Origin of the sequence: Algihabitans sp. (assembly GCF_965226985.1) — a bacterium.
Taxonomy (GTDB): domain Bacteria; phylum Pseudomonadota; class Alphaproteobacteria; order Kiloniellales; family DSM-21159; genus Algihabitans.
In genome coordinates this window covers 1,566,413-1,588,822 of sequence record NZ_OZ245712.1, presented here as the reverse complement: position 1 = coordinate 1,588,822, position 22,410 = coordinate 1,566,413, and the positions used below count along the sequence as shown (strand labels likewise).

The following is a 22,410-nucleotide window of genomic DNA, read 5'->3' as shown; positions in this document are numbered from 1 at the left end:
TGGAGGCGGCCCTTTTTGTTGCTCCCGAACCTGCAAAAACGCCCGTAACGGCCGCCTTGCTTGACCGCCCGCCGGGCAGGGGGCTAGTACCAGCCGGCAATCAGACGAACGGCCGGATTGGGCCTTATCTTGCCAAGGCAAACCCACGCGATCGAACGAGACGAGGCCGACACCGCGACGATTCCGGGCGAGGTCGGCTTTGCCGTCGTGGTTCCGGCCTTCAACGAGGCGCCGAATCTCGAGATCCTGGTGCCGGAGATCTTCGCTGCAGTGGAGGGTCTTGGCCCTTGCCAGGTCTGCGTGGTGAACGATGCCAGCACCGACGGGACCGAACAGGTTCTCAACCGGCTGAAGGCTCGCTACGCCAACCTGCTGGTCACGACTCATGGGCAACGAAGCGGACAGTCGCGCGGAATCTGGAGTGGGCTGCGGGCCAGCGAAGGGCGCTGGGTGGTCACCCTGGACGGCGACGGGCAGAACGACCCGGCCGACATCCCCCGGCTGCTGGAGGTGGCGCGCAACGACGAAAGCGGACGGCTCGGCCTCGTCCAAGGGTTACGGACCCAGCGCCGCGATCCCCTGTCGAAACGGCTGGCGTCACGCTTCGCAAACGGGCTACGGGCCCGGTTGCTGAAGGACGACTGCCCGGACAGCGGCTGCGGGCTGAAGGTGGTCAGGCGCGACCTTTACGAAGCGCTTCCGTACTTCGACTCGCGACACCGCTATATTCCTGCCTTAGTGCGAGGTTGGGGGTGGGACGCGATCTATCTTCCGGTCAATCATCGCGAACGAAGGGCCGGGGTCTCCAAATACACGAACTGGCGACGCGGCCTCGTCGGCATTGTCGACCTGGCTGGCGTCATCTGGCTGCTTCGGCGAACGAAACAGCCATTGAGCCCACCGAACTGACGGTGCCCCTGAGTAACGACAGCTCCAAAACGGATAGAGGGATGACGATACCGTGGATGGACTAGCGGCTTGGTGGAGCCAGCTGACCAGCATCGAGGCGACCTGGCTGGCGATCGGGTTGACCGGTCAGTCGATGTTCTTCATGCGGTTCTTCATGCAGTGGATCGCCACCGAGCGCGCCCGCCGAAGCGTCGTACCCGAGGTCTTCTGGTATTTCTCGATCGCGGGAGGCGTGATCGTCCTGGCCTACGGTATCCATCGCGCCGACCCTGTCATCATCCTCGGCCAATGCGCCGGCGTGACGATCTATAGCCGCAACCTCTACTTCATCTGGAAAGAGAAGCTGGAGTTACGGCGGGCCGAGCGGGCCAGTCCGGAGCTTCGGCTCGAGGAGCTGGAAACGCCTAAACGCCAAAGCGGTCGATGACGGACGGCAAGCACTCAATGAGAACGTATGACATGCGTCATACACTTGACAGCGCTTGGGGATTGAAGCCGTTATATTTCAAACTATTGGAATTCCATCTAAAAGCTTGATGAGAGCCAGAATGCGGCTTCCACATATGGGTGATGTACGGGGGAGAGCGACATGAAGATCGCCGTTGCCGGCTTCCAGCACGAAACGAATACCTTCGCACCGGCCAAGGCCGATTTCGACGCCTTCGCGTCGGGCGGGGCCTGGCCGCCCCTCTCGCGCGGACAGGCGATGCTGCAGGCGCTCTCGGGCATAAACCTGCCGGCAGCCGGCGCCATCGAAGAAGCCCGAAGCCTCGGGCACCAGGTGGAACCCTTGTCTTGGGCTGCCGCGACCCCGTCGGACCGCGTCACCCGCGACGCCTACGAGAGGATCGTCGGGCAGATTTTCGAGGATCTGGAGGCGCAGCGCGGCCTGGACGGCATCTATCTCGATCTCCACGGCGCCATGGTGACCGAAGGTCATCAGGACGGGGAAGGCGAACTGCTGCGTCGCCTACGAGACCGCGTGGGAGCGGATCTGCCGATCGTCGTGAGCCTCGACCTGCATGCCAACGTCACGCCCGAGATGGTTGATCTGGCGGACGGATTGGTGATCTACCGCACCTATCCGCACGTCGACATGGCCGAGACCGGCGCAAGGGCCCTGCGCCTGCTGCATCGCCTGATGGACGCTGGACCGGGACGAGGGCCGCGTTACAAGGCTTACCGGCAGCTGCCCTTCCTCATTCCCCTGACCAGCGGCTGCACGCTGATCGAACCCGCCGAAAGCCTCTACGCAGAGATTCCGGACCTGGAGGGTGGCGGTGTCGCGACGCTGTCCTTCGCCTGCGGCTTCTCGCCCGCCGACATTCACCATGCCGGCCCGAGCGTCATGGCCTACGGCGAAAGCGAGGAGGCGGCGCGTCAGGCTGCGGACGCGCTCTACGAGAGTGTCGCCGCCCAGGAAGCCGCCTTCGCCGGCCGCATTCTGCCGGCCGACCGGGCGGTGACCTACGCCGTTGAACGCTCGGCCAAGGGCGACGGTCCGGTGGTCATGGCGGACACCCAGGACAATCCGGGCGCCGGCGGCAACGGCGATACCGTCGGGCTGCTGGCGGAGTTGGTCCGCCAGCGCGCGCCGGAAGCCGTCGTCGGGGTCCTGTTCGACCCGGTCAATGCCAAGCGCGCGGCCGAGGCCGGCGAGGGCGCACGCCTGGAGCTGGAGCTGGGGGCCCACTCGGGCCTGCCGGGCCATGCGCCCCTGCGCGGCGACTATCGGGTCAAACGCGTCGGGGACGGGGTCTTCACCTGTAGCGGTCCCTTTTATCGCGGGGCTCGCATGCGGATCGGCCCCATGGCCCTGCTGGAGATCGGCGGTGTCGAGGTGGTGGTCGGCAGCAAGAAGGCGCAGGCCGCGGACAGGGACATGTTCCGCCATGTCGGAGTCGAGCCCGAGTCCAAGCGAATCCTGGCGCTCAAGTCCTCGGTCCACTTCCGGGCCGACTTCCAGCCGATTGCCAGCGAGGTCATCGTCGCGGCGGCGCCGGGCCCCAATCCGGTGGACCATTTGGCGCTGAGCTACGGCAACCTGCGGTCCGACATCCGCCTGATGCCGATGGGACCGACCCAAGCCGCCCATCGCGGTTAGGCGAGCTGAGCTTTCCGCCCTGCCGTCAGCCCCAGGGGCCTTTGCGTCCTGAGGTTGACGGCTTCTCCGCATTTCGGTTCCAGGGTCCCTTGCCGGCCCAGGGCCCCTGGTCCGGGGCTTCTGCAGCCTCAGCCTGGTCCTGGGTACGAGCGGGATCGGGCCGACTTCGGCGACGGGCGGCCGCAGTGTGAACCCTTAGGTTTTTCGGCGGCCGATGCCCACCGAAGAGCGGCACCATCGGCCGCTTCATAGGCCCGACCAGGGCCAGGCCGACGACGAACCCGCCGATGTGGGCCCACCAGGCGACGTTGCTGGCCGCATCGCCCTCGAAGACGTTGAGCAGCTGCGAGCCGAACCAGAAGAGCAGCATCAGACCGGCCGGCAGCATCAGCGGGATGAAGACCACCGGCGTCATGACCCAGGCGCGGGGATAGAGCAGCAGGTAGGCGCCCAGCACGCCGGAGATGGCGCCCGATGCGCCGATCACCGGCACCTCCGACCCGATGTTGAAACCGAAGTGCGCCAACGCCGCGGCGACACCGCTCAAAAGATAGAAGACGAGGAACTTTCCGTGCCCCAGCGCGTCCTCGATGTTGTCGCCGAAGACCCAGAGAAAGAGCATGTTGAAGACCAGGTGAAACAGATCGCCATGCAGGAACTGACTGGTGATCAAGGTCAGCGCAGAAGGGGCGGCGCCGAAGGCGGGCGGTAGTTCGGCGGCGCCGCCGAAGACCGCCGGAATGAAGCCGTAGCGATAGACGACGGTCTGAAATCCCTGATCTCCGCCGGAGGTCTGCCAGACGAAGCCCAGGACGTTCAGCGCGATCAGGCTCCAGACGACGTAAGGGCGGGAGATGTAGACCCTGGGATTGTTGTCGTAGATCGGCAGAAAGGGCATTGCCGGACCGTCACTCCGTGAGACTGCACCAGATCGGGGTGTGGTCGCTCGGCCGCTCCTTACCGCGTGGCGCACGGTCGATGTCGCAGGCGTCCAGCCGATCGACCGCCTGCGGACTGAGCAATAGATGGTCGATGCGGATGCCTTCGTCGGCCTGCCAGGCACCGCCCTGATAGTCCCAGAAGGTATAGGCGCCAGACTGCGGCCCGTGCAGAGCTCGGTAGGCCTCGAAGTAGCCGAGATTCAGCAGCCCACGGAAAGCGGCCCGGCTTTCGGGCTGGAACAGGGCGTCGCCGCGCCAGGCGGCAGGGTCGTGACAGTCGAGCGGCTCCGGGATCACGTTGTAGTCGCCGCCCAGCACCAACGGCCGGTCGTCGAGCAAAAGGCCGCGCGCATGGGCCGTCAGACGCTCCATCCAGCCCAGCTTGTAGCCGAACTTCTCCGTCTTCACCGGATTGCCGTTCGGCAGATAGATGGAGGCCACCCGCAGCCCGCAGGTCGTGACCTCGAGGTAGCGCGCCTGTTCGTCCTTGGGATCGCCAGGCAGGGCCTCCAAGGGATCGCGGATGTCATCGCGCGAAAGAATCGCCACGCCGTTATAGCTCTTCTGCCCGACAGCCAGCGCCCGATAACCCCGCGCCGTGAACTCCATCTCCGGGAAATCACCTGTCTGGCACTTGAGTTCCTGCAGCAGCAACACGTCCGGTGCGGCACTGTCGAGCCAGTCCAGCACGTTCGGCAGACGCGTCTTGATGGAGTTCACATTCCAGCTGGCGATCTTGACCATAGGGGGAGCTTTTCTCCTGCGGGTGCCGGGCAGCTAGGCGGCAAAGAAAAACGGCTCCGAAAGCTGCCGGAGCCGTTCTGGGCCAGACGTGATGCGATCGGAAGGCGCTAAAGGGCGATCGAGAAGGAGGAACCGCAGCCGCATGCCGATTCGGCCTGCGGGTTCTCGATCTTGAAATAGCTGCCCATCAGATCCTCGACGAAATCGATCTGACTTCCGGTCAGCAGTTCCAGAGAGGTTTCATCGATGACGACCTTGGCGCCGTCCCGCTCGAACACCCGGTCCTCCTCCTCCACCTGCGTGTCGAAGTCGAAGCCGTATTGGAAGCCCGAGCAGCCGCCACCCGAGACCGACACGCGAAGCATGGTCCCGCTCTGTTCCTGCTCGGCCAAAACGAGGATTCGCTTGGCAGCGTTCTCGCTCAGCGAAAAGGTCTGAAGGGGCGCACTGTCCGGCATGGCTCAATCTCCAACCAGTTTGACGCCCTACATGTAGTCCATCTTCGGCGCCCTGTTAAGACATGACCGTCCAGCGAGGGGGACCAGGTCACTGGCGCAGACTTTGGCGCAAACCTTATCGAAGGCCGCTGCGATTGCCGCGACGGGGCCGGTTGGGGTAGGGCTTGCGGCCATGACCCGACCGGCAGAAAATTCTTCCGCGCCCTACGCCTGCGACCCGGCCAAAACGCGCGGCCGACGCCTGAGCGAAGCGGAGAGCCCGACTCGCACGGCCTTTCAGCGCGACCGCGATCGTATCGTTCACTCCGGCGCCTTCCGGAAGCTGCAGTACAAGACCCAGGTCTTCGTCTACCATGAGGGCGACTACTACCGGACGCGGCTGACACACTCCCTGGAGGTTGCGCAGATCGCGCGCTCCATCTCCCGTCAACTTGGCCTCAACGAAGATCTGGCGGAGGCCGTGGCCCTGGCTCACGATCTGGGCCACACGCCCTTCGGCCATGCCGGCGAGGATGCGCTGGACGGCGCCATGCAGGCCTACGGCGGTTTCGATCACAACGAACAGACCTTCCGCATTCTGACCGAGCTGGAGGCCCGCTACGCCGAGTTCGACGGCCTCAACCTGACTTGGGAGACGCTGGAAGGGGCGGTGAAGCACAACGGTCCCTTGACCGATCCCAGGCCCCACCTGGCGACCTTCTGCGATCACTGGGATCTCGAGCTGGATGGCTGGCCCAGCGCCGAAGCGCAAGTGGCGGCGCTCGCCGACGATATCGCCTACAACAATCACGACATCGACGACGGCCTGCGCGCCGGCCTCTTCACCGTCGAGGATCTTTCGGCGCTGCCGCTGGTCGGGCCGGTCCTGGAAGAGGTCCAGGACCGTTATCCGCGCCTGGAACTGCCGCGCTGGATTCACGAAACGATCCGCAGACTGATCAATCTGATGGTCGAGGACCTGCTGGGCGAGACGCGGCGGCGACTGGCCGAACAGGCGCCCAGCACCGTCGATGACATCCGAAAGGCTGGGCGCGCGGTGGTTGCCTTTTCCGAGACCATGCGCGAGAACGACCGCGTCCTTCGGGACTTCCTCTTCACCCGGATGTATCGGCACTACCTGGTCAACCGGCAAACCCTGAAGGCGCGCCGGGTCGTCTCGGAGCTTTTTCAGCTTTACATGGACCAGCCCAATACCCTGCCGGCCGAGTGGCGGCAGCGGGCCGAGACGGCGGACTCGGCAAGGTTGCGCGCCCGGGTGGTGGCCGACTACATCGCGGGCATGACCGACCGCTACGCCCTGGAGGCCCATCGGAAGGTGTTCGATCCCTACGCCCGTTTTTAACCGACAAGACTACCGAAACATGAACGTCTTCAATCACTTCCTCGGCGTCGTTGAGAGCGCACTTGCCGCACTGACGGCGGCGGGCGGCCTGCCTGACAAGGTGAACGTCGCGAAGGTGGCCGTCGAGCCGCCGCGCGACCCCAGTCACGGCGATCTCTCCACCAACGCCGCAATGGTTCTCGCCAAGCAGGCCGGCCGCAAGCCGCGGGAGCTCGCCGAAGAGCTCGCGGCGGAGCTGCGCAGAGCCGAGGACGTGGAGAGTGTCACGGTGGCGGGGCCGGGCTTCATCAACCTGCAGCTTGCCGACAGCTTCTGGCGGGAACATCTGCGCGTCGTTCTGCGGGCCGGCCAGGACTACGGCCGCTCCCAGCTGGGCGCCGGCCGAAAGGTCAATGTCGAGTACGTCTCCGCCAATCCGACGGGCCCTCTCACGGTCGGGCATGCGCGCGGTGCCGTGGTCGGCGACGCCCTGGCCGGACTGCTCGAAAAGGCGGGCTTCGACGTGACCCGCGAGTACTACATCAACGATGCGGGCAGTCAGGTCGACACGCTCGCGCGGACAGCGCACCTGCGCTACCGCGAGGCGCTGGGGGAGACCATCGGCGAGATTCCTTCTGGCTTCTATCCCGGCGACTATATGCGCGAGGTCGGCCATGCACTGGCCGAACGCGACAGCGACCGCTGGCTCAACAAGCCTGAGGAGGTCTGGCTGCCGGAGGTCCGAAGCTTCGCGATCGACTTTCTGATGCAGGTCATCAAGGGCGATCTCCATGCCCTAGGCGTCGATCAGGCGGTCTTCACCTCCGAGCGGAGCCTGGTCGAAGCTGGTGCAGTGGAACAGGTCTTCGCGAGCCTGGAAGCGCGCGACCTGCTGTACGTCGGGGTGCTGGAGCCGCCCAAGGGCATGAAACCCGAGGACTGGGAACCGCGCCCCCAGACCCTCTTCAAGGCAACCGACTTCGGCGACGACGTGGATCGCCCTCTGAAGAAGTCGGATGGCGGCTGGACCTACTTCGCCAACGACATGGCGAACCACTTCGACAAATACCGGCGCGGCTTCACCCGTCAGATCGACGTCTGGGGCGCCGATCACGGCGGCTACGTCAAGCGCATGCAGGCCGCCGTCAAGGCACTGACCGAGGAGCAGGCGTCGCTGGAGATCGTACTCTGCCAGCTGGTCAAGCTCTCCAAGGGCGGCGTCGAGGTGAAGATGTCCAAGCGCTCGGGCAGCTTCGTGACGCTGCGCGAGTTGATCGACGACGTGGGCAAGGACGTCGTCCGCTTCATCATGCTGACCCGCAAGGCCGATGCTCAGCTCGATTTCGATCTGGAAAAAGTGCTGGAGCAGTCACGCGACAACCCGGTCTTCTATGTCCAGTATGCCCATGCACGGGCCCATTCCGTGCTGCGCCATGCCTCTGCGGAGTTTCCCGACGTTCCGGAGGATCCCGAGGCGCTCGCCTCCGGCTCCCTGGCGCGTTTGACCGACTCCGCCGAGCTCGCGTTAATCAAACAGATGGCTAACTGGCCGCGTGTTGTCGAACAGGCGGCCGCTGCCTCGGAGCCGCACCGCGTTGCCTTTTACCTGCAAGATCTGGCAGCCGCCTTTCACGGGCTTTGGACCAAAGGCAAGGATGACGCCAGTCTGCGCTTTCTGCTCGCGGACGACCTTGAGGTGACCAGGGCCCGCGTGGCCTTGGTCAAGGCTCTGGCCGAAACCATCGCCTCCGGCTTGGCCGTGATGGGGGTTGAGCCCGTCACGGAGATGCGCTGAGGGAGATAGCTCGAATGGCGAGCGACGACGAAAATCCTTACACGCGGCCGTCAGGGCCAGGATCATCCGGGCCAGGATCATCCGGGCCTGGGACTGCGGGAGCCGGCCCGTCCGGGTCGCAACCGCTTCAGCCCAACACTGTGCCGCCAGGCGCCCCTCAACCCGGCTCTGGGCAACCCGGCTCCGCGCGGCCCGGTCAACCTGCAGGAGCGGGGCAATCCCCAGGGTCGGGGCAGCGCCCTTACACACCGACGCCCCCGACTCCGACGACTGCGCCTCCGGCGGCCCAGCCGCGACCGACACCGCCGTCCGCCGCCGCGCCGCCGCCCGCGCCCGGCGTGCGCCTCGGTCCCGCCGTCGCACCGCCGTCGACCGAAACCTCCTACCTGCCGGACGACGAGGAGGCAGCAGCCCCACCGCCCCGTCGCAAGGGGCGGGTGCTGCCTCTGTTGGTTGCGGTCTTCGCGCTTGGCGGCTTCGCCGCCATTGTCTGGTACGCCTACAGCTGGGGAACCGGGGAGGTTCCGTCTGGCGAACTTCCCGTCGTGACCGCCGAGCAGGACCTCAATGACGCCAAGGAGCGGCCTGAAGAGCCGGGCGGCATGGAGGTGCCTCATCAAGATGCTCAGGTCCTGAACGACCGCGACGGTGAAGACGCTTCCGCCGCCTCGGACACCGGGCAGTTCGAGCGCCTGCTGCCGCCTCCCGAAAGCCCGCAGCCACCCGAACCCATAGCCGACCCTGTCGAGGAAGCGCCAGCCGCAGCGGCCGATGCGGCAGATCAGCAGCCCGGAACCGCCGGCGATCTGCCGAGCGAACCGCCGGCCCCGCCACAGATCGGACAGGCTCCGGACACAGCTCCAGACAGCTCGCCTGACACGCCCTCCGAAGCGCAGGTTCCTAGTGTTTCAATCCCGGATGCACCCGACCCGGCTTCACCTGCTGGCGCGCCTGTCGATACGCCGACCGCCGACACTCCGGTTGCGGAGAGCCCGATGCCGGACGGTGATCAGCCGCCCCCCGGAGAGACGGTGGAGGTGAGCGAGCAACCGGTCGTCCCGCCCCAAGCCGACACAAGCTCACCGGCGGCCACATCGGCTCCGGAGAGCGCGACGGCCACGACCGGTCAAACGCCGGCCCCCGCGCCGTCGGCTCCAGCAACAGCAGATCAAACCGCGGCAACCGGTTCATCTGCGGTCCGGAGCGGCGACTGGGTTCTACAGATGGCGGCCTTGCGAGACCGGGGAGCCGTCGATGCGGAGTGGAGCCGGCTGCAGGCAAAGCATCCGGACTTGCTGGGAAATCTGAGCCTCGCGGTTCAGACAGTCGCGGTCGAGGGCCAGGGTGACTTCCATCGCCTTCAGGCCGGGCCGCTGCCGAACAGAGCCACCGCGACGGATCTCTGCGGATTGCTTCAGGGGTCGGGGACCGACTGCCTGGTCAAGCAGCACTGATCCGTGACAGACGGTTCGATCCCAGCACCCGAAACGCCGGAGGCGTCCCCAGCGGCGTCTCCGACGATTTCCTCCGCGATCTACGGCTGCGCCGGTCTGGAGCTGAACGCATGGGAGCGCGCCTTCTTCGCGGAGACCAACCCGCTTGGCCTGATCCTCTTCGCCCGCAACGTCGCGGATCCCGAACAGGTTCGGGCGTTGACGGAGACCTTCCGAACGATCGTGGACCGCGCCGACGCGCCGGTGCTGATCGATCAGGAGGGCGGGCGCGTGCAGCGCATGAAGCCGCCGACCTGGCGGCAGGCACCACCGCCACGGGTCTTCGGCCGTCTATCGGAGAGGGCGGCGCAGACCGCGATCGAAGCGGTGGAACTGAACGCGCGACTCCTGGCACACGACCTGTTGTCCGTCGGAGTAACAGTCGACTGCGCGCCTTTGCTCGATCTATCTCTTAAAGACACCCATGAAGTTATTGGAGATCGTGCTTTTTCGAGCGATCCGGCGCGTGTCGCAGTTCTCGCCCGCGCGGCCTGCCAGGGCTTCCTGGCCGGCGGCGTCATCCCCGTCATCAAGCACATTCCCGGTCATGGACGGGCCAAGGTTGACAGTCACGTGGAGTTGCCGCAGGTCGAGACCAGCCGACAGGAGTTGAGCGATACCGACTTCGTTCCCTTCCGCGCGCTCTCCGACGCCCCCTGGGCCATGACCGCGCATGTGGTCTACAACGCGATCGACCCGGACCGGGCGGCCACCGTCTCACCGACCTTGATCGCCGAGGTGATTCGCGGCGAGTTGGGCTTCGAGGGACTTCTGATCTCGGACGATCTGTCGATGCAGGCCTTGGACGGCAGCCTGTCCGAGCGGACCGCGGCGTCCCTGGCCGCCGGTTGCGACATTGCCCTGCATTGCAACGGCGACCCTGCCGAGATGCGGCAGGTCGCCGAAGCCGCGATCCCCCTGACGGCGGCGGCACAGGGCTATCTCGCCCGTGCCGAGGCCCAAAGGCGCGCGCCCGGCCTGTTCGATCCCCTGGAAGCGGCGGAAAGGCTGGAGCAGCTGCTGTCCACGGTCGCGATCGGGTGAGGGCGGGGCAGCAGTTGCGGTTGGCAAGTTGCCGGCCTTGGTCTAAGCCTGCTTTCGTCAGAGGTTTGGAGTGCAAATCACCCGCTTGACCGAAGCGAAGTCGCTTCCGTCGAACAAGATCCCGCTCTAGCTTCTCAACCGAACAGCAGACGCTTTCTCAGCCGGAGAGCCGCGCAATCGTGAGCGCCGAAGACACAGCCCTGGACAGCGTGCCTGAAGACGCAGGCAAAACGCTCGACAGCTTCGAGGAGGATCGCCCGGAGGACCGTGTTCTGGGGGAGCAGTTCCTGCTCGACCTGGAGGGTTTCGAGGGTCCGATCGACTTGCTGCTGCAACTCGCCAGGGACCAGAAGGTCGATATCACCAAGATATCGATCCTGGCTCTGGCCGAGCAGTATCTCTCCTTCGTCCAGCAGGCGCGGCGGATGCGGCTGGAGCTGGCGGCTGACTACCTGGTCATGGCCGCTTGGCTGGCCTACCTGAAATCGCGTCTGCTGCTGCCCGAACCCGAGGGCGAGGCCGAACCCTCTGGCGCCGAGATGGCCGCGGCACTGAAGTTCAAGCTCCAACGCCTCGAGGCGATGCAACAGGCCGGCCGAGCGCTGATGGCAGGCCCCCAGCTGGGAACCGAGGTCTTCGCGCGCGGCATGCCGGAAGCCCTGGAACGGGTGAATCGCATCACCTGGGATGTCAGCCTCTACGACCTGCTGACGGCCTACGGAAAAGCCCGACGCGATCGCGGCGAGCAGTCCCTGCGGATCCTCGCGCTCGACCTGCATTCGGTCGAAGACGCCGTCGAGCGGCTGGCGCGTTTGCTGGGGCAGGGGATGCCCGGCTGGCGCAGGCTTCAAGCCTTCTTGCCACCTGAGCTGCAGGCTGCGGTCAGCCCCTTGCGCCGGCGCTCGGCGCTGGCGAGCACCTTCGTCGCCAGCCTGCAACTGGCTAAGAGCGGCCAGGTCGAAATCCGGCAGGACGGGACCTACGGCTCGATCTTCCTACGTCCCGGCCGTGGGGAGAGCGACATGCCGTCCGACGAACAAGAGTCGATCACCCCGGGGGCAGGCAACGACGCTTCCAAAGGCGACAAGTCAGATAGATGAGTGAGCTTCGTTTCCAGCAGATCCGGCTGCTTGAGGCCTTGCTCTTCGCGTCCGCGGAGCCGCTCGGCGAAAAGGATCTCGCACGCCATTTCGACGCCGATGCGGACCTTGGGCAGATGTTGGAGGAGTTGGCCGGCCTCTATGAGGCGCGGGGCGTGACCCTGCGTCGGATCGGCGACAAGTGGGCTTTCCGCACGGCCGAGGATCTGGCGCCCAAGATGCGGATCGAGAGCGAAACGCGTCGCAAGCTGTCGCGAGCGGCGATCGAAACGCTTGCCGTCGTCGCCTACCATCAGCCGGTCACCCGCGCGGAAATCGAGGAGATCCGCAGTGTCGCGCTCTCGAAAGGGACGCTCGACACCCTACTGGAAGCCGGCTGGATCAAGCCGCGCGGCCGCCGCCGCACGCCGGGCAAGCCGGTCACCTGGGGCACCACCGACGCCTTTCTCGATCACTTCGGCCTGGATGCCGTCACCTCCCTACCGGGCCTGGAGGAACTGAAGGCAGCCGGACTGCTCGACGCTCGCCCGGCGATCACGGCACTGGGCGCGCGGGGGGAACTGCCGCCAGCCGGACCGGCACCGGACGAAGAGCCGGAGGAAGAGGATCTGCTGGACGACGAGGACCTCGCAACCGACGAAGCCCTGGTCGCCGAGTTCGGTTCCGGATCGCCGGAAGACGGCCCGGAGGGATTGGCGGACGGCGGGGAGAGCTCGGTAGAAGGCGGGGAGAGCTCGGTAAAAGGCGGCCCGGAGCCAGCGCCGGACGACGCGGACGAGCCGGAGAGGGAGGATCGGAATGCCGGCCAGTCTGGCTGACGCGGATCTGAACGCCGAGACGCCTACCGCCCTGGCCTTGCAGTCGATTTCGCACCGCTTCGGGTCGGTTCTGGCCGTCGACGACCTGTCCCTGGAGCTGGAGCCGGGCGAATTGGTCTGCCTGCTCGGTCCGTCGGGCTGTGGCAAGACCACGGCGCTGCGTCTGGCGGCAGGCTTGGAGAATCTTCAGCAAGGCCGAATCGCCATGGACGGCCGGGTCATCGCGGAACCGGGTCGCGGCGTTCCGCCGGAAGACCGGTCGGTCGGGTTGGTCTTCCAGGACTACGCGCTCTTCCCTCATCTCGACGTCAGCGAAAACATAGCCTTCGGGCTTCGCCATCTTGACGCCGCCGCACGGCAGACGGCCATCCGACGGGCGCTCGCACAGGTCGGTCTGACCGGCTTCGACGCCAATTATCCGCACGAGCTGTCGGGCGGGCAGCAACAGAGGGTTGCCCTCGCCCGGGCGCTGGCGCCGCAGCCACGGATCATGCTGCTGGACGAACCCTTCTCGGGGCTGGACGAGCGGCTTCGGCACGAAGTGCGGGATGAAACCCTGCATGTGCTGGAGGCCGCCGGCACTGCCACCCTGATGGTCACCCACGACCCCGAAGAGGCGATGTTCATGGCCGACCGCATCGCCCTGATGAACGGGGGGCGTCTGGTTCAGGTCGGTGCGCCGGATCGGCTCTATTTTCATCCAGTCGACGCCTTCGCCGCCGAGTTCTTCGGGGAAATCAATCGCTTGCCGGGCCGCATCGAGGACGGACAGGTGATCACGCCGCTTGGCAAACTGCCGACCGAGATGCCGGACGGGGGACAGCCGGTGGAGGTCCTGGTTCGGCCCGAGGCAATCCGTTTGCTGCCGCCCGGCGATACGGCCGGGTCCGGTCACGCGGCGGCCAGAGTGATCGCCGCGCGTCTGCTGGGTCGGTCCTCGCTGGTGCATCTGTCCGTGCAGCAGGCCGACGGCGAAGCGCTCCATCTTCATGCACGGGTGCCCGGCCGCTTCCTGCCGGCGACCGACGATGCCTTCAGCCTGGACCTCGACCCCGCTTTGGCCTTCGTTTTTCCGATGAGCGAGGCTACATAAGAGGAAATCGCGTCGCTTTTCCCGATCGTATCCCCAGATCATATCCACGGGCACGATTGCGGCTAGAGGGGCTTTTTGCGATAGTCCGGGCTCATTCCGGGCTGCCGGGACGTCCCAGTAAGGAGACCTTTATGGGTATCAGCTTTTGGCAGATCGCGATCGTCGTTCTGATCGTTGTTCTGCTGTTCGGTGCCGGCAAGATTCCGCGGCTGATGAAGGACGTCGGCTCCGGAATCAACCAGTTCAAGCGCGGCCTGAAGGAGGACAACGCCTCCGACGACGCTGCCGACGAGGCGACGTCCGCGAAGCTGGAGCAGGACAAGGAAAGCGCCGCGGCAACGACGAGCGCCCGCTCCGCCGAGACGGATGCCAAGGACGACAAGAAGGTCGCCAACGGCTAACCGTGCCAGTGACGCACTCGTGATGCAGACGACATCGATGGTCTGCAGAGATTTCTTGTCTTGCCAGCACCGGGCTAAGCCATGTTCGACATAGGCTGGACCGAGATGATGGTGATCGCCATGCTGGCGCTTATCATCATCGGTCCCAAGGATCTGCCGGGAACGCTGCGCACCGTCGGACAGTGGGTGCGCAAGGCGCGTTCGCTGGCCCGTGAGTTTCAGTCGGGCGTCGACGAGATGGTCCGCGAGGCGGAACTCGACGAGGCACGCAAGGCGCTGGAAGCGACGAAGGGCGGCAATCTGACCAAGCAGATCGCCAAGGCCGTGGACCCCGACGGCGAGTTGACGGCGGAGGCCAAGGCCCTGGAGCGGGATACGCGCCCGGTCGCTGGAGCAGGGGCCGCCAAGACCGCAGCCTCCTCCGGCGCCGACAAGACCACGGACAAGAAGCTCACGGACAAAAAGCTCGAAGCCGGAGAGACCGCAAAGACGTCCGACGCCGGGTCCGAGGCGAGCCCGCAAGACGCTTCCAAAGCCAAGGTTGTCACGCATCCGGCCAGGATCGCACCCGGCAACTCGGTCCGCCCGCCCGCCAGCGAGTCGACGGACGGGCCGCAAGACCATAAGCGGGAAACCGGCGGGGCGACCGCCACCGGAACCGCGACAGAGACCAGCACCAGCAAGGCCGGCGGCTCCGCCGGCTGACGGCCTGGACAGTCAGCCCGCAACGGACTCGAGATGACCGACGCGACGAAGGAAGACCTGCAGAAGATGCCGCTGCTCGATCACTTGATCGAGCTGCGCACCCGTCTGCTCTATTCCGTCGGCGCTCTGGTCGTCGCCTTCGTCGGCGCCTGGTTTCTGGCGGACGAGATCTATCGCTTCCTGGTGAAGCCTCTCGCCGACATTCTGCTCGAAATCGGCGTCGAGCAGGGCGAAGCGCGGCGCATGATCTTCACCAACCTGACGGAGGTCTTCTTCACCTACGTCAAGGTAGCCTTCTTCGCGGCGGCCTTCGTCACCTGTCCGGTGTTTCTGGGGCAGATCTACCGCTTCGTCGCGCCCGGCCTCTACAAGCACGAGAAGATGGCTTTCCTGCCTTTCCTCGTGGCCTCTCCGATCCTCTTCTTCATCGGCGGCGCTCTGGTCTACTTCGCCATCCTGCCGCTCGCCTGGGACTTCTTCATTCAGTTCGAGGCCCCTGGCGGCGTCGATACCCTGGCGATCCAGCTGGAGCCGAAGGTCAACGAGTATCTCTCGCTGACCATGAAGCTGATCTTCGCCTTCGGGCTCTGCTTTCAGTTGCCGGTCATCATGACACTGCTGGCACGGGTCGGCATCGCCTCCTCGGAAGGGATGGCGAAGAAACGGAAGTACGCCATCGTCGCCACCTTCGTGGTGGCAGCGCTGCTGACGCCGCCCGATCCCATCTCGCAGATCAGCCTCGCCGTACCGATCGTGCTGCTCTACGAAATCTCGATCTACATGGCCAAACTGGTGGAGCGGCGTCGGCGCGAGCGGGAAGAGGAACTGGACCGCGAGCTGCAGAGCTGACGGCGCGAACTCGACCGGCTCTTTGCAAGTTCTGCTGTCCTGTCGCGGCGACACGACCCCACCCTGTGACAGCCTTGCGACCCTGGACGCGACGCGGCGACGCGGCCTATAAGCCCGACTATTGTAGGCACTCCCTGGGATCGCGCGCTCGATCCCCGAACTCCGGACCGTCCCCCGATGCACGATCTCCGCTGGATCCGCGAAGCCCCCGACGACTTCGACGCCGCCATGACTCGCCGGGGCTTGGCCTCGTCGTCTGCGCAGATCCTGGACCTCGATGGCCGCCGCCGCCGCGCGCAGACGGCGCTGCAGGAGATGCAGGCGCGGCGTAACGAAGCCTCGAAAGCTATCGGCCAAAAGAAACGGACGGGCGAGCCGGCCGACGAGCTGATGGCGGAGGTCGCCGAGCTCAAGGAGAAGATGACGGCGGCCGAGGAGGAGGAGCGCAGCCTCGGAGAGGAGCTGGAGGCTCTGCTCGCCGGCCTGCCGAACGTCCTGGCGCCCGAAGTACCGGACGGCCCCGACGAGAGCGCTAACGAGACCCTGCGAACCTGGGGCGAGAAGCGCCACTACGACTTCACGCCGAAAGAACACTTCGACCTCGGCGAGGGCCTTGGCGGTCTCGACTTCGAGGCGGCGGCCAAACTGTCAGGCTCGCGCTTCGTGGTGGTGAAGGGGCAGGTCGCACGGCTACATCGCGCATTGGCGCAATTCATGCTTGATCTGCACAGTCAGGAGCACGGCTATCTGGAAGTGCAGCCGCCGCTGCTTGTCCGCGACCAGGTTCTCTTCGGAACCGGCCAGCTTCCGAAGTTCGGCGAAGATCAGTTCCGGACCGAGGAGGGCTTCTGGCTGATCCCGACCGCCGAGGTACCGCTGACCAACCTGGTGGCCGAGGCGATCCTGAACGAGTCGGAGCTACCGCTGCGCTTCACGGCTCACACGCCCTGTTTCCGCTCCGAAGCAGGTGCGGCGGGGCGCGACACGCGCGGCATGCTGCGCCAGCACCAGTTCGAGAAGGTGGAGCTGGTGTCGGTTACGGCGCCGGAGCACTCCGAAGAGGAGCACCAACGCATGGTCGCCTGCGCGGAGGAGGTGCTGAAGCGCCTGGGGTTGCACTATCGCGTGGTCGTGCTGGCCAGCGGTGACACCGGCTTTACCGCCCACAAGACTTATGACCTGGAGGTCTGGCTGCCGGGGCAGGGGGCCTATCGGGAAATCTCCAGCTGCTCTAACACCGGCGCCTTCCAGGCGCGCCGGATGCGGGCGCGCTTTCGGCAGGACGGCGAGAAGGGCACCCGCTTCCTCCACAGCCTGAACGGCTCCGGCGTCGCCGTCGGCCGCGCCCTGATCGCCGTGCTCGAAACCTATCAGCAGTCCGACGGCTCGGTGGAGGTGCCGGAGGTGCTGCGTCCCTATCTTGGCGGACAGGAGCGCATCGCCCCCTCATGACCGACCTGAAGCAGGCCCGCATCCTGGTTACCAACGACGACGGAATCCACGCGCCGGGCCTGAAGGTGCTCGAAGCTGCCGCGCGCAAGCTGAGCGAAGACGTCTGGGTGGTCGCGCCCGAGGTGGAACAGTCGGCCACCAGCCACTCGCTGACCACGCGGCGCCCCTTGCGCGTGCGACGCTTCGGCGAGCGGCGGCTGGCGGTCGACGGCACCCCGACCGACTGCGTCCTGGTCGCCGTCAACAAGCTGTTGAAGGACCGGCGCCCGGATCTCGTGCTTTCGGGCGTCAACCACGGCGCCAATCTGGCGGAAGACGTCGGCTATTCCGGAACCGTCGCGGCGGCCATGGAGGCCGCCTTCCTAGACCTGCGTGCCGTCGCCTTCAGTCAGGTCGGCGTCCCCGGACAGCCGGTCGACTTCGCGCCGGCAGAAGCCTGGATCCCACGGTTGGTGGAGCGGCTCTACGGCTTCGACTGGCAGCGCGACCAGCTCATCAACGTGAATTTCCCACCGCGACCCGCCGCTGAGGTGACGGAGGTCCGCGTGACCCACACCGGCCGACGCGACGCCTCCGTCGGTCTGGTCGACGGCGAGGATCCGGGCGGGCGGCCCTACGTCTGGATCGGCGATTGGGCGGCCGATACCACCAGCGACCGCGAGAGCGATCTGGCGGCGGTCGACGAGGGGGCCATCGCCGTCACCCCTCTGCATCTCGACCTGACCCATCACAGCGCCCTGGCGTCGCTGAAGGCGCGCCTCGGGTGACGCTGGAGGCCCGCAAGATCCGGCTGCTGATGCAGCTGCGGCGGGCAGGGATCGCCAGCACTCAGGTGCTGGCCGCTTTGGAGCGTGTGCCGCGCGAGCTCTTCGTGCCGCACGCTTTCCGTGACCAGGCCTACGAAAATCTGGCGCTGCCGATCGGCCAAGGGCAGACTCTGAGCCAACCCGAAGTGGTGGCGCAGATGACCGCGGAACTGGCCGTCGACAAGACCATGACGGTTCTGGAGATCGGGACCGGCTCCGGCTACCAGGCCGCCGTGCTCGCGCGCCTGGCGCGTCGGGTCTACAGCATCGAGCGGCATCGCCCCCTGCTGGATGAGGCCGAGGCACGCTTCGCGGAGCTGCGGCTGCATAACGTCACGACCCGCCTGGGCGACGGGAGCCACGGCTGGCCGGAACCGCGCAGCTTTCCCCGGATCATCGTGACCTGCGCCGCCGCGTTGCCGCCGGAACCTCTGCTGGCGCAGCTTCGCCCCGGCGGCATCATGCTGCTGCCGGTCGGCGAGACGGGCCGTTCGCAGGAGCTGATCAAACTGGAGAAGACCGACCAGGGTGTGCGCGAAACGCGGCTCGGCATGGTGCGCTTCGTGCCTCTGGTCGGCGAACCGCCGGCCGTGGCCGGGGGCAGGTCCGCATGAACCGGGCAGAAGGGCAGAGACCGGGCAGCCGGTCGATCCTGTCAGCTCTGATCATCGCACTGGGCCTTTCGATGGCGCTCGCCGGCTGTCTGCAAACGGCGACTCTGCCGGAACCCGGCGTTACGCCGATGGAACCACCGCCGCTGCCGCCGCGCCGGCCCGCACCGCCTGCCGGCTTCGCCATTCAACAACCGAACTTCGCGGGACCGGAGCCGGTTTTTGCCGTCCAGCAACCGAACGCTCCCGTCCAACAGCCACCCGCCGCTGTTCAGCAAGAAGCCGTCACCGGTCAGCAGTCGACGGACCTGCCCATTCCGGGCGGTCTCTATCGCGTACAACCGGGCGACACCGTCTACGGCATCGCTCGCCGGGCCGGCCTGCCTCTGCGCCCACTCATCGACGCCAACCGATTGGCGCCCCCTTATCGGCTAGCGGTCGGGCGGGATCTGATCATACCGCGCGCCCGCGTGCACGTGGTCAAAGCCGGGGAAACGGTCTACCGCATCTCGCAAATCCATGGCGTGGACCGAAGCCAGCTCACCCGCATCAACGGCATCGGCCCCCCCTTCGAGATTCGCGTCGGCCAGCGTCTGGTTCTACCGGAGCCGGGCCTGCGTACGGAACTCGCAACGCTTCCGGACGCCTCGGCCTCCGGTGCCTCGCTGCAACAGGCGCCGCCGCAGCAGCAGCCAGCCCCGCCACGACAGAATCCCGCACAAGAGGCCGCAGCGCCGCCTTCGCAGCCAGCTACAGTCCCGGAGGCAGCGAGCGGCCAACCACCGTTACCGCCGCGTCGTCCGAGCGCCACACCCCAGCGGGCAGCCAACTCACCGACGTCTCCGGCACCTGCGCCCGCCGCCCAGACTCCGCGCCAGACTCAAACCGCCGCAATCCCGCAACCGCCGCCGAGGGCCGGCGGGCGCTTCGGCTGGCCGCTGCGCGGACGCATCCTCTCGCGCTACGGCCCGGAGGAGGGCGGGCATCACAACGACGGCATCAACATCGCCGCGCCCAGAGGCGCACCGATCCAAGCGGCGGAGAACGGCGTGGTCGCCTACGTCGGCTCGGAACTCCGGGGTTACGGGCAGTTGGTCCTGATCAAGCACGCCGACGGTTGGGTGACGGCCTATGCCCATGCGGACAGCGTTCTCGTCCGGTTGGGCGACACGGTTCAACGAGGACAGGCCATCGCGCGCGTCGGCTCGACCGGGGCTGTCGATCAGCCCCAGCTGCACTTCGAGATCCGAAAGGGCACCAACGCGATCGACCCTCTGCAGATGCTGGACGGCGCGGCTTGAAAACTGATCACGGCAAATGACAGAGCGAAGGTTCGACGCGACAGAGTTGGTGATCTTCGATTGCGACGGCGTTCTGCTCGACAGTGAGGTTATAGCCTGCTCAGCCGACGCGGAGGCCCTGACCAAGGCGGGTTATCAAATATCGACGGCAGAGGTGATCGAGCGATTTGCCGGCGTTCCGGCCGACGCCATGTACGCCGCTATCGAAGCCGACCTCGGTCGCCCGCTGCCCAGCAATCTCCAGGCGGAGGTAAAAGCTTCAATTCTTGCGCGTTATCGATCCGAGCTCCGCGCAATCGTCGGGGCAGCGGAGGTCCTGTCGGCCATGAGGACACGAAGATGCGTCGCCTCCAGCTCCGCTCCGGCGAAGCTCGCTCTGGGCCTTATCGAAACGAACCTCTTCGATTTGCTCTACCCACACGTCTTTTCGACAACGCTCGTGGCGCAGGGAAAACCGCATCCGGACATCTTCCTCTACGCGGCACGGGCGATGGAGGTCGGTCGTGAGCGTTGTCTCGTTGTGGAAGACAGCGTTGCCGGCGTGACCGCGGCCAAGGCCGCCGGCATGCGGTGTATCGGTTTTGTTGGTGGCTCCCACTGCCCGGACGGTCATGCCAAGCGCCTTAGCGAAGCCGGTGCCACGACAGTCGTAAGCGACTTGAGACAGTTGATGACCTTCGTGGACTAACGCTCTGCTGGTGCAGACTTCCTATCCCGCATCGCGATGCACGGCCAACGGCTGGAAGGACTGCATCACCGGCATCATCTCCAGCCGGTTGATGTTGACGTGCCGGGGCAGGGTCGCCGCGAAGAAGACGCAGTCGGCGATATCCTCGCCACGCATCGGCTGCATGCCCGTGTAGTGGCTCTGCGCTCTTTCCGAGTCGCCCTTGAAGCGCACCTCCGAAAACTCGGTTTCGGAAAGGCCCGGCTCTAGGCTGGTGACCCGGACCTGCTTGCCCAGAAGGTCGGCGCGCAGGTTCAGCGAAAACTGCGTTACGAAGGCCTTCGTAGCGCCATAGACGTTGCCGCCGGGATAAGGGTAGCTGCCGGCCACGGAGGACACGTTGATCACGTGACCGTCGTCGCGCGCGACCATGCCCGGAAGGATGGCCCGCGTGCAGTAGAGCACGCCCTTGACGTTGGTATCGACCATCGTCTCCCAGTCGGAGAGGTTCGCCTCATGCGCCGATTCCAGCCCCAACGCCAGCCCGGCATTGTTGACCAGCAGGGAGATGGCCGCGAAGTCGGCCGGCAGGCCGGCAACCGCCGACTCGACAGCCGCGCGATCCTGTACGTCGAGCGGCAGCGGATGGACATGCTCGCCCAGTTCCTCGGCGAGCGCCTGAAGGCGCTCGGCCCGACGACCGGTGACGATAACTTTCGCGCCGGCGGTAGCGAAACGGCGGGCGACGGCGGCGCCGAAGCCAGCCGTCGCGCCCGTCACGAAAACCGTCATGCTCTTGGGGTCGACGCTGGAGATCATGAAGCTTCCTCTTCTTGCCTTTTGCTGTCCGCGTTCGTCTCGGCTGCCGCCTCGCGTCCAGCCATCTCACCTTCCGCCGCCTTGGCTCGCTGCCAGGCGGCCTCCATCGCCTCCAGCCCGACCTCTGCGAGGTCCGCACCGCCAGCGGTCAGTTCGGCCTCCAAAGCACGGAAGCGACGTTCGAACTTGTTATTGGTATGACGCAGCGCGGCTTCCGGATCGATCTTCAAGTGGCGCGCCAGGTTCACCACGGCGAAGAGGAGGTCGCCCAACTCGTCCTGCAGCCGCTCCGGATGCGGCTGATCTTCCGCGATCTCGCTCTTGAGCTCGTCGAGTTCCTCCTCGATCTTCGCCAGAACCGGCGCGACGGCACCCCAGTCGAAGGACACACGGGCCGCCCGCTTCTGCAGCTTCACCGCACGCAGCAGAGCAGGGAGGCCGCGCGCCACGCCGTCGAGGGCGGAGGGCTTACCGTCCTTGGCCTTGGCAGCGCGCTCGGCCGCCTTGATCGTCTCCCAATTGACCGTGACCGTCGCGGCGGCCTCGGCCTCCGCCGTTCCGAAGACATGAGGGTGACGGCGGATCATCTTCTCCGCGACGGATGCGGCGACTGCCGCGAAGTCGAAGGCGCGCTCCTCGGAGGCCATCTGTGCATGAAAGACCACCTGAAGCAGAAGATCGCCGAGCTCGTCCTTGAGGTCCGCAAGGTCCTCGCGCTCGATGGCGTCGGCGACTTCGTAGGCCTCCTCGATCGTATAGGGCGCGATGGTCGCGTAGCTTTGTTCGAGATCCCAAGGACAGCCGCCGTCGGGGTCGCGCAGGCGCGCCATTACGGCCAGCAGCCGTTCGAGCGGAGGAAGGCTCTCGAGGTCGTTTGCCGATGTGGGGCGTTTGCTGTCGGGCATGGCCGGCGCAGTCTAGACGAAGCCGACGCGCGAACAAGACGGCTATGAGTTGAACAGTCTGAATGCCCTTCGCA

At 66.0% G+C, this 22,410-nt stretch carries 23 protein-coding genes; 18 read left to right on the top strand and 5 right to left on the bottom strand.

Features of this window, described 5'->3' with window-relative positions; translation table 11 throughout:
* Positions 1-129: 129 nt before the first annotated feature.
* The 3 genes from ACO054_RS07295 (at position 130) to ACO054_RS07285 (ending at position 3,013) form a co-directional block, all read left to right on the top strand.
* On the top strand, positions 130-909 hold the full coding sequence (locus tag ACO054_RS07295; RefSeq protein ID WP_421709776.1) for a glycosyltransferase family 2 protein: 780 nt from the start codon (positions 130-132) through the stop codon (positions 907-909).
* A gap of 52 nt (positions 910-961) precedes the next feature.
* The gene (locus tag ACO054_RS07290) at positions 962-1,336 is read left to right on the top strand and encodes a lipid-A-disaccharide synthase N-terminal domain-containing protein (protein WP_421709775.1); all 375 of its coding nucleotides are present in this window, start codon (positions 962-964) and stop codon (positions 1,334-1,336) included.
* A 162-nt stretch (positions 1,337-1,498) separates the two neighbouring features.
* Complete coding sequence (locus tag ACO054_RS07285) at positions 1,499-3,013, top strand: M81 family metallopeptidase (RefSeq protein ID WP_421709774.1); 1,515 nt, start codon at positions 1,499-1,501, stop codon at positions 3,011-3,013.
* Positions 3,014-3,038: 25 nt separating this feature from the next.
* Here the strand turns inward: ACO054_RS07285 and ACO054_RS07280 are convergent, their stop codons facing one another.
* From ACO054_RS07280 to erpA, 3 genes are all read right to left on the bottom strand, one after another.
* Positions 3,039-3,911, bottom strand: coding sequence for a rhomboid family intramembrane serine protease (locus ACO054_RS07280; protein WP_421709773.1), 873 nt, complete (start codon positions 3,909-3,911; stop codon positions 3,039-3,041).
* A 10-nt stretch (positions 3,912-3,921) separates the two neighbouring features.
* The gene (gene xth / locus ACO054_RS07275; RefSeq protein ID WP_421709772.1) at positions 3,922-4,698 is read right to left on the bottom strand and encodes an exodeoxyribonuclease III; all 777 of its coding nucleotides are present in this window, start codon (positions 4,696-4,698) and stop codon (positions 3,922-3,924) included.
* Positions 4,699-4,805: 107 nt separating this feature from the next.
* Positions 4,806-5,156, bottom strand: coding sequence for an iron-sulfur cluster insertion protein ErpA (gene erpA / locus ACO054_RS07270; protein WP_421709771.1), 351 nt, complete (start codon positions 5,154-5,156; stop codon positions 4,806-4,808).
* A gap of 172 nt (positions 5,157-5,328) precedes the next feature.
* Here erpA and ACO054_RS07265 point away from each other — a divergent pair, with 172 nt between their 5' ends.
* From ACO054_RS07265 to ACO054_RS07195, 15 genes are all read left to right on the top strand, one after another.
* Positions 5,329-6,498: a deoxyguanosinetriphosphate triphosphohydrolase gene (locus ACO054_RS07265; RefSeq protein ID WP_421709770.1), complete on the top strand. Its 1,170-nt coding sequence runs from the start codon at positions 5,329-5,331 to the stop codon at positions 6,496-6,498.
* A 19-nt stretch (positions 6,499-6,517) separates the two neighbouring features.
* Complete coding sequence (gene argS / locus ACO054_RS07260; protein WP_421709769.1) at positions 6,518-8,272, top strand: arginine--tRNA ligase; 1,755 nt, start codon at positions 6,518-6,520, stop codon at positions 8,270-8,272.
* Positions 8,273-8,610: 338 nt separating this feature from the next.
* Positions 8,611-9,726 carry an SPOR domain-containing protein gene (locus ACO054_RS07255; RefSeq protein WP_421709768.1) on the top strand — a complete coding sequence of 372 codons (1,116 nt, stop codon included), beginning with the start codon at positions 8,611-8,613 and terminating at the stop codon, positions 9,724-9,726.
* Positions 9,727-9,729: 3 nt separating this feature from the next.
* The gene (gene nagZ, locus ACO054_RS07250; RefSeq protein ID WP_421709767.1) at positions 9,730-10,809 is read left to right on the top strand and encodes a beta-N-acetylhexosaminidase; all 1,080 of its coding nucleotides are present in this window, start codon (positions 9,730-9,732) and stop codon (positions 10,807-10,809) included.
* Between the two features lie 179 nt (positions 10,810-10,988).
* Complete coding sequence (locus tag ACO054_RS07245; protein WP_421709766.1) at positions 10,989-11,909, top strand: segregation and condensation protein A; 921 nt, start codon at positions 10,989-10,991, stop codon at positions 11,907-11,909.
* Positions 11,906-12,727: an SMC-Scp complex subunit ScpB gene (gene scpB / locus ACO054_RS07240; RefSeq protein ID WP_421709765.1), complete on the top strand. Its 822-nt coding sequence runs from the start codon at positions 11,906-11,908 to the stop codon at positions 12,725-12,727. The genes ACO054_RS07245 and scpB overlap by 4 nt, the downstream gene beginning before the upstream one ends.
* Complete coding sequence (locus tag ACO054_RS07235) at positions 12,708-13,820, top strand: ABC transporter ATP-binding protein (RefSeq protein WP_421709764.1); 1,113 nt, start codon at positions 12,708-12,710, stop codon at positions 13,818-13,820. Before scpB ends, ACO054_RS07235 begins: the two co-directional genes overlap by 20 nt.
* 131 nt (positions 13,821-13,951) lie before the next feature.
* A complete protein-coding gene (locus ACO054_RS07230; protein ID WP_421709763.1) occupies positions 13,952-14,221 on the top strand; it encodes a Sec-independent protein translocase subunit TatA/TatB in 270 nt (89 codons plus the stop codon).
* Positions 14,222-14,302: 81 nt separating this feature from the next.
* Entirely contained in the window at positions 14,303-14,926 is a 624-nt protein-coding gene (gene tatB, locus ACO054_RS07225) for a Sec-independent protein translocase protein TatB (RefSeq protein ID WP_421709762.1), read from the top strand.
* 33 nt (positions 14,927-14,959) lie between these two features.
* The gene (tatC, locus tag ACO054_RS07220) at positions 14,960-15,775 is read left to right on the top strand and encodes a twin-arginine translocase subunit TatC (RefSeq protein ID WP_421709761.1); all 816 of its coding nucleotides are present in this window, start codon (positions 14,960-14,962) and stop codon (positions 15,773-15,775) included.
* 177 nt (positions 15,776-15,952) lie between these two features.
* Positions 15,953-17,227, top strand: coding sequence for a serine--tRNA ligase (gene serS, locus ACO054_RS07215; RefSeq protein WP_421709760.1), 1,275 nt, complete (start codon positions 15,953-15,955; stop codon positions 17,225-17,227).
* Positions 17,224-17,994: a 5'/3'-nucleotidase SurE gene (surE, locus tag ACO054_RS07210; RefSeq protein WP_421709759.1), complete on the top strand. Its 771-nt coding sequence runs from the start codon at positions 17,224-17,226 to the stop codon at positions 17,992-17,994. The genes serS and surE overlap by 4 nt, the downstream gene beginning before the upstream one ends.
* Positions 17,991-18,647, top strand: coding sequence for a protein-L-isoaspartate(D-aspartate) O-methyltransferase (locus ACO054_RS07205; RefSeq protein ID WP_421709758.1), 657 nt, complete (start codon positions 17,991-17,993; stop codon positions 18,645-18,647). Before surE ends, ACO054_RS07205 begins: the two co-directional genes overlap by 4 nt.
* A complete protein-coding gene (locus ACO054_RS07200; RefSeq protein WP_421709757.1) occupies positions 18,644-19,945 on the top strand; it encodes a peptidoglycan DD-metalloendopeptidase family protein in 1,302 nt (433 codons plus the stop codon). Before ACO054_RS07205 ends, ACO054_RS07200 begins: the two co-directional genes overlap by 4 nt.
* A 16-nt stretch (positions 19,946-19,961) precedes the next feature.
* Positions 19,962-20,633 (top strand): HAD family hydrolase, encoded by a 672-nt coding sequence (locus tag ACO054_RS07195; protein ID WP_421709756.1) that lies wholly within the window; start codon positions 19,962-19,964, stop codon positions 20,631-20,633.
* Between the two features lie 21 nt (positions 20,634-20,654).
* Here ACO054_RS07195 and ACO054_RS07190 read toward each other — a convergent pair whose 3' ends face one another.
* Together ACO054_RS07190 and mazG are read right to left on the bottom strand one after the other, a co-directional pair.
* Positions 20,655-21,431: an SDR family oxidoreductase gene (locus ACO054_RS07190; protein WP_421709755.1), complete on the bottom strand. Its 777-nt coding sequence runs from the start codon at positions 21,429-21,431 to the stop codon at positions 20,655-20,657.
* On the bottom strand, positions 21,428-22,336 hold the full coding sequence (gene mazG, locus ACO054_RS07185) for a nucleoside triphosphate pyrophosphohydrolase (RefSeq protein ID WP_421709754.1): 909 nt from the start codon (positions 22,334-22,336) through the stop codon (positions 21,428-21,430). The genes ACO054_RS07190 and mazG overlap by 4 nt, the downstream gene beginning before the upstream one ends.
* Positions 22,337-22,410 lie beyond the last annotated feature (74 nt).

Bases quoted from the DNA above. Each gene is read 5' to 3' on its own strand.
- ACO054_RS07280 (WP_421709773.1), bottom strand. From the start codon at position 3,911: ATGCCCTTTCTGCCGATCTACGACAACAATCCCAGGGTCTACATCTCC.
- ACO054_RS07265 (WP_421709770.1), top strand. From the start codon at position 5,329: ATGACCCGACCGGCAGAAAATTCTTCCGCGCCCTACGCCTGCGACCCG.
- ACO054_RS07230 (WP_421709763.1), top strand. From the start codon at position 13,952: ATGGGTATCAGCTTTTGGCAGATCGCGATCGTCGTTCTGATCGTTGTT.
- erpA (WP_421709771.1), bottom strand. From the start codon at position 5,156: ATGCCGGACAGTGCGCCCCTTCAGACCTTTTCGCTGAGCGAGAACGCT.
- mazG (WP_421709754.1), bottom strand. From the start codon at position 22,336: ATGCCCGACAGCAAACGCCCCACATCGGCAAACGACCTCGAGAGCCTT.
- ACO054_RS07195 (WP_421709756.1), top strand. From the start codon at position 19,962: ATGACAGAGCGAAGGTTCGACGCGACAGAGTTGGTGATCTTCGATTGC.
- tatC (WP_421709761.1), top strand. From the start codon at position 14,960: ATGACCGACGCGACGAAGGAAGACCTGCAGAAGATGCCGCTGCTCGAT.
- serS (WP_421709760.1), top strand. From the start codon at position 15,953: ATGCACGATCTCCGCTGGATCCGCGAAGCCCCCGACGACTTCGACGCC.
- xth (WP_421709772.1), bottom strand. From the start codon at position 4,698: ATGGTCAAGATCGCCAGCTGGAATGTGAACTCCATCAAGACGCGTCTG.
- ACO054_RS07285 (WP_421709774.1), top strand. From the start codon at position 1,499: ATGAAGATCGCCGTTGCCGGCTTCCAGCACGAAACGAATACCTTCGCA.
- surE (WP_421709759.1), top strand. From the start codon at position 17,224: ATGACCGACCTGAAGCAGGCCCGCATCCTGGTTACCAACGACGACGGA.
- ACO054_RS07190 (WP_421709755.1), bottom strand. From the start codon at position 21,431: ATGATCTCCAGCGTCGACCCCAAGAGCATGACGGTTTTCGTGACGGGC.
- ACO054_RS07235 (WP_421709764.1), top strand. From the start codon at position 12,708: ATGCCGGCCAGTCTGGCTGACGCGGATCTGAACGCCGAGACGCCTACC.
- ACO054_RS07200 (WP_421709757.1), top strand. From the start codon at position 18,644: ATGAACCGGGCAGAAGGGCAGAGACCGGGCAGCCGGTCGATCCTGTCA.
- tatB (WP_421709762.1), top strand. From the start codon at position 14,303: ATGTTCGACATAGGCTGGACCGAGATGATGGTGATCGCCATGCTGGCG.
- scpB (WP_421709765.1), top strand. From the start codon at position 11,906: ATGAGTGAGCTTCGTTTCCAGCAGATCCGGCTGCTTGAGGCCTTGCTC.
- argS (WP_421709769.1), top strand. From the start codon at position 6,518: ATGAACGTCTTCAATCACTTCCTCGGCGTCGTTGAGAGCGCACTTGCC.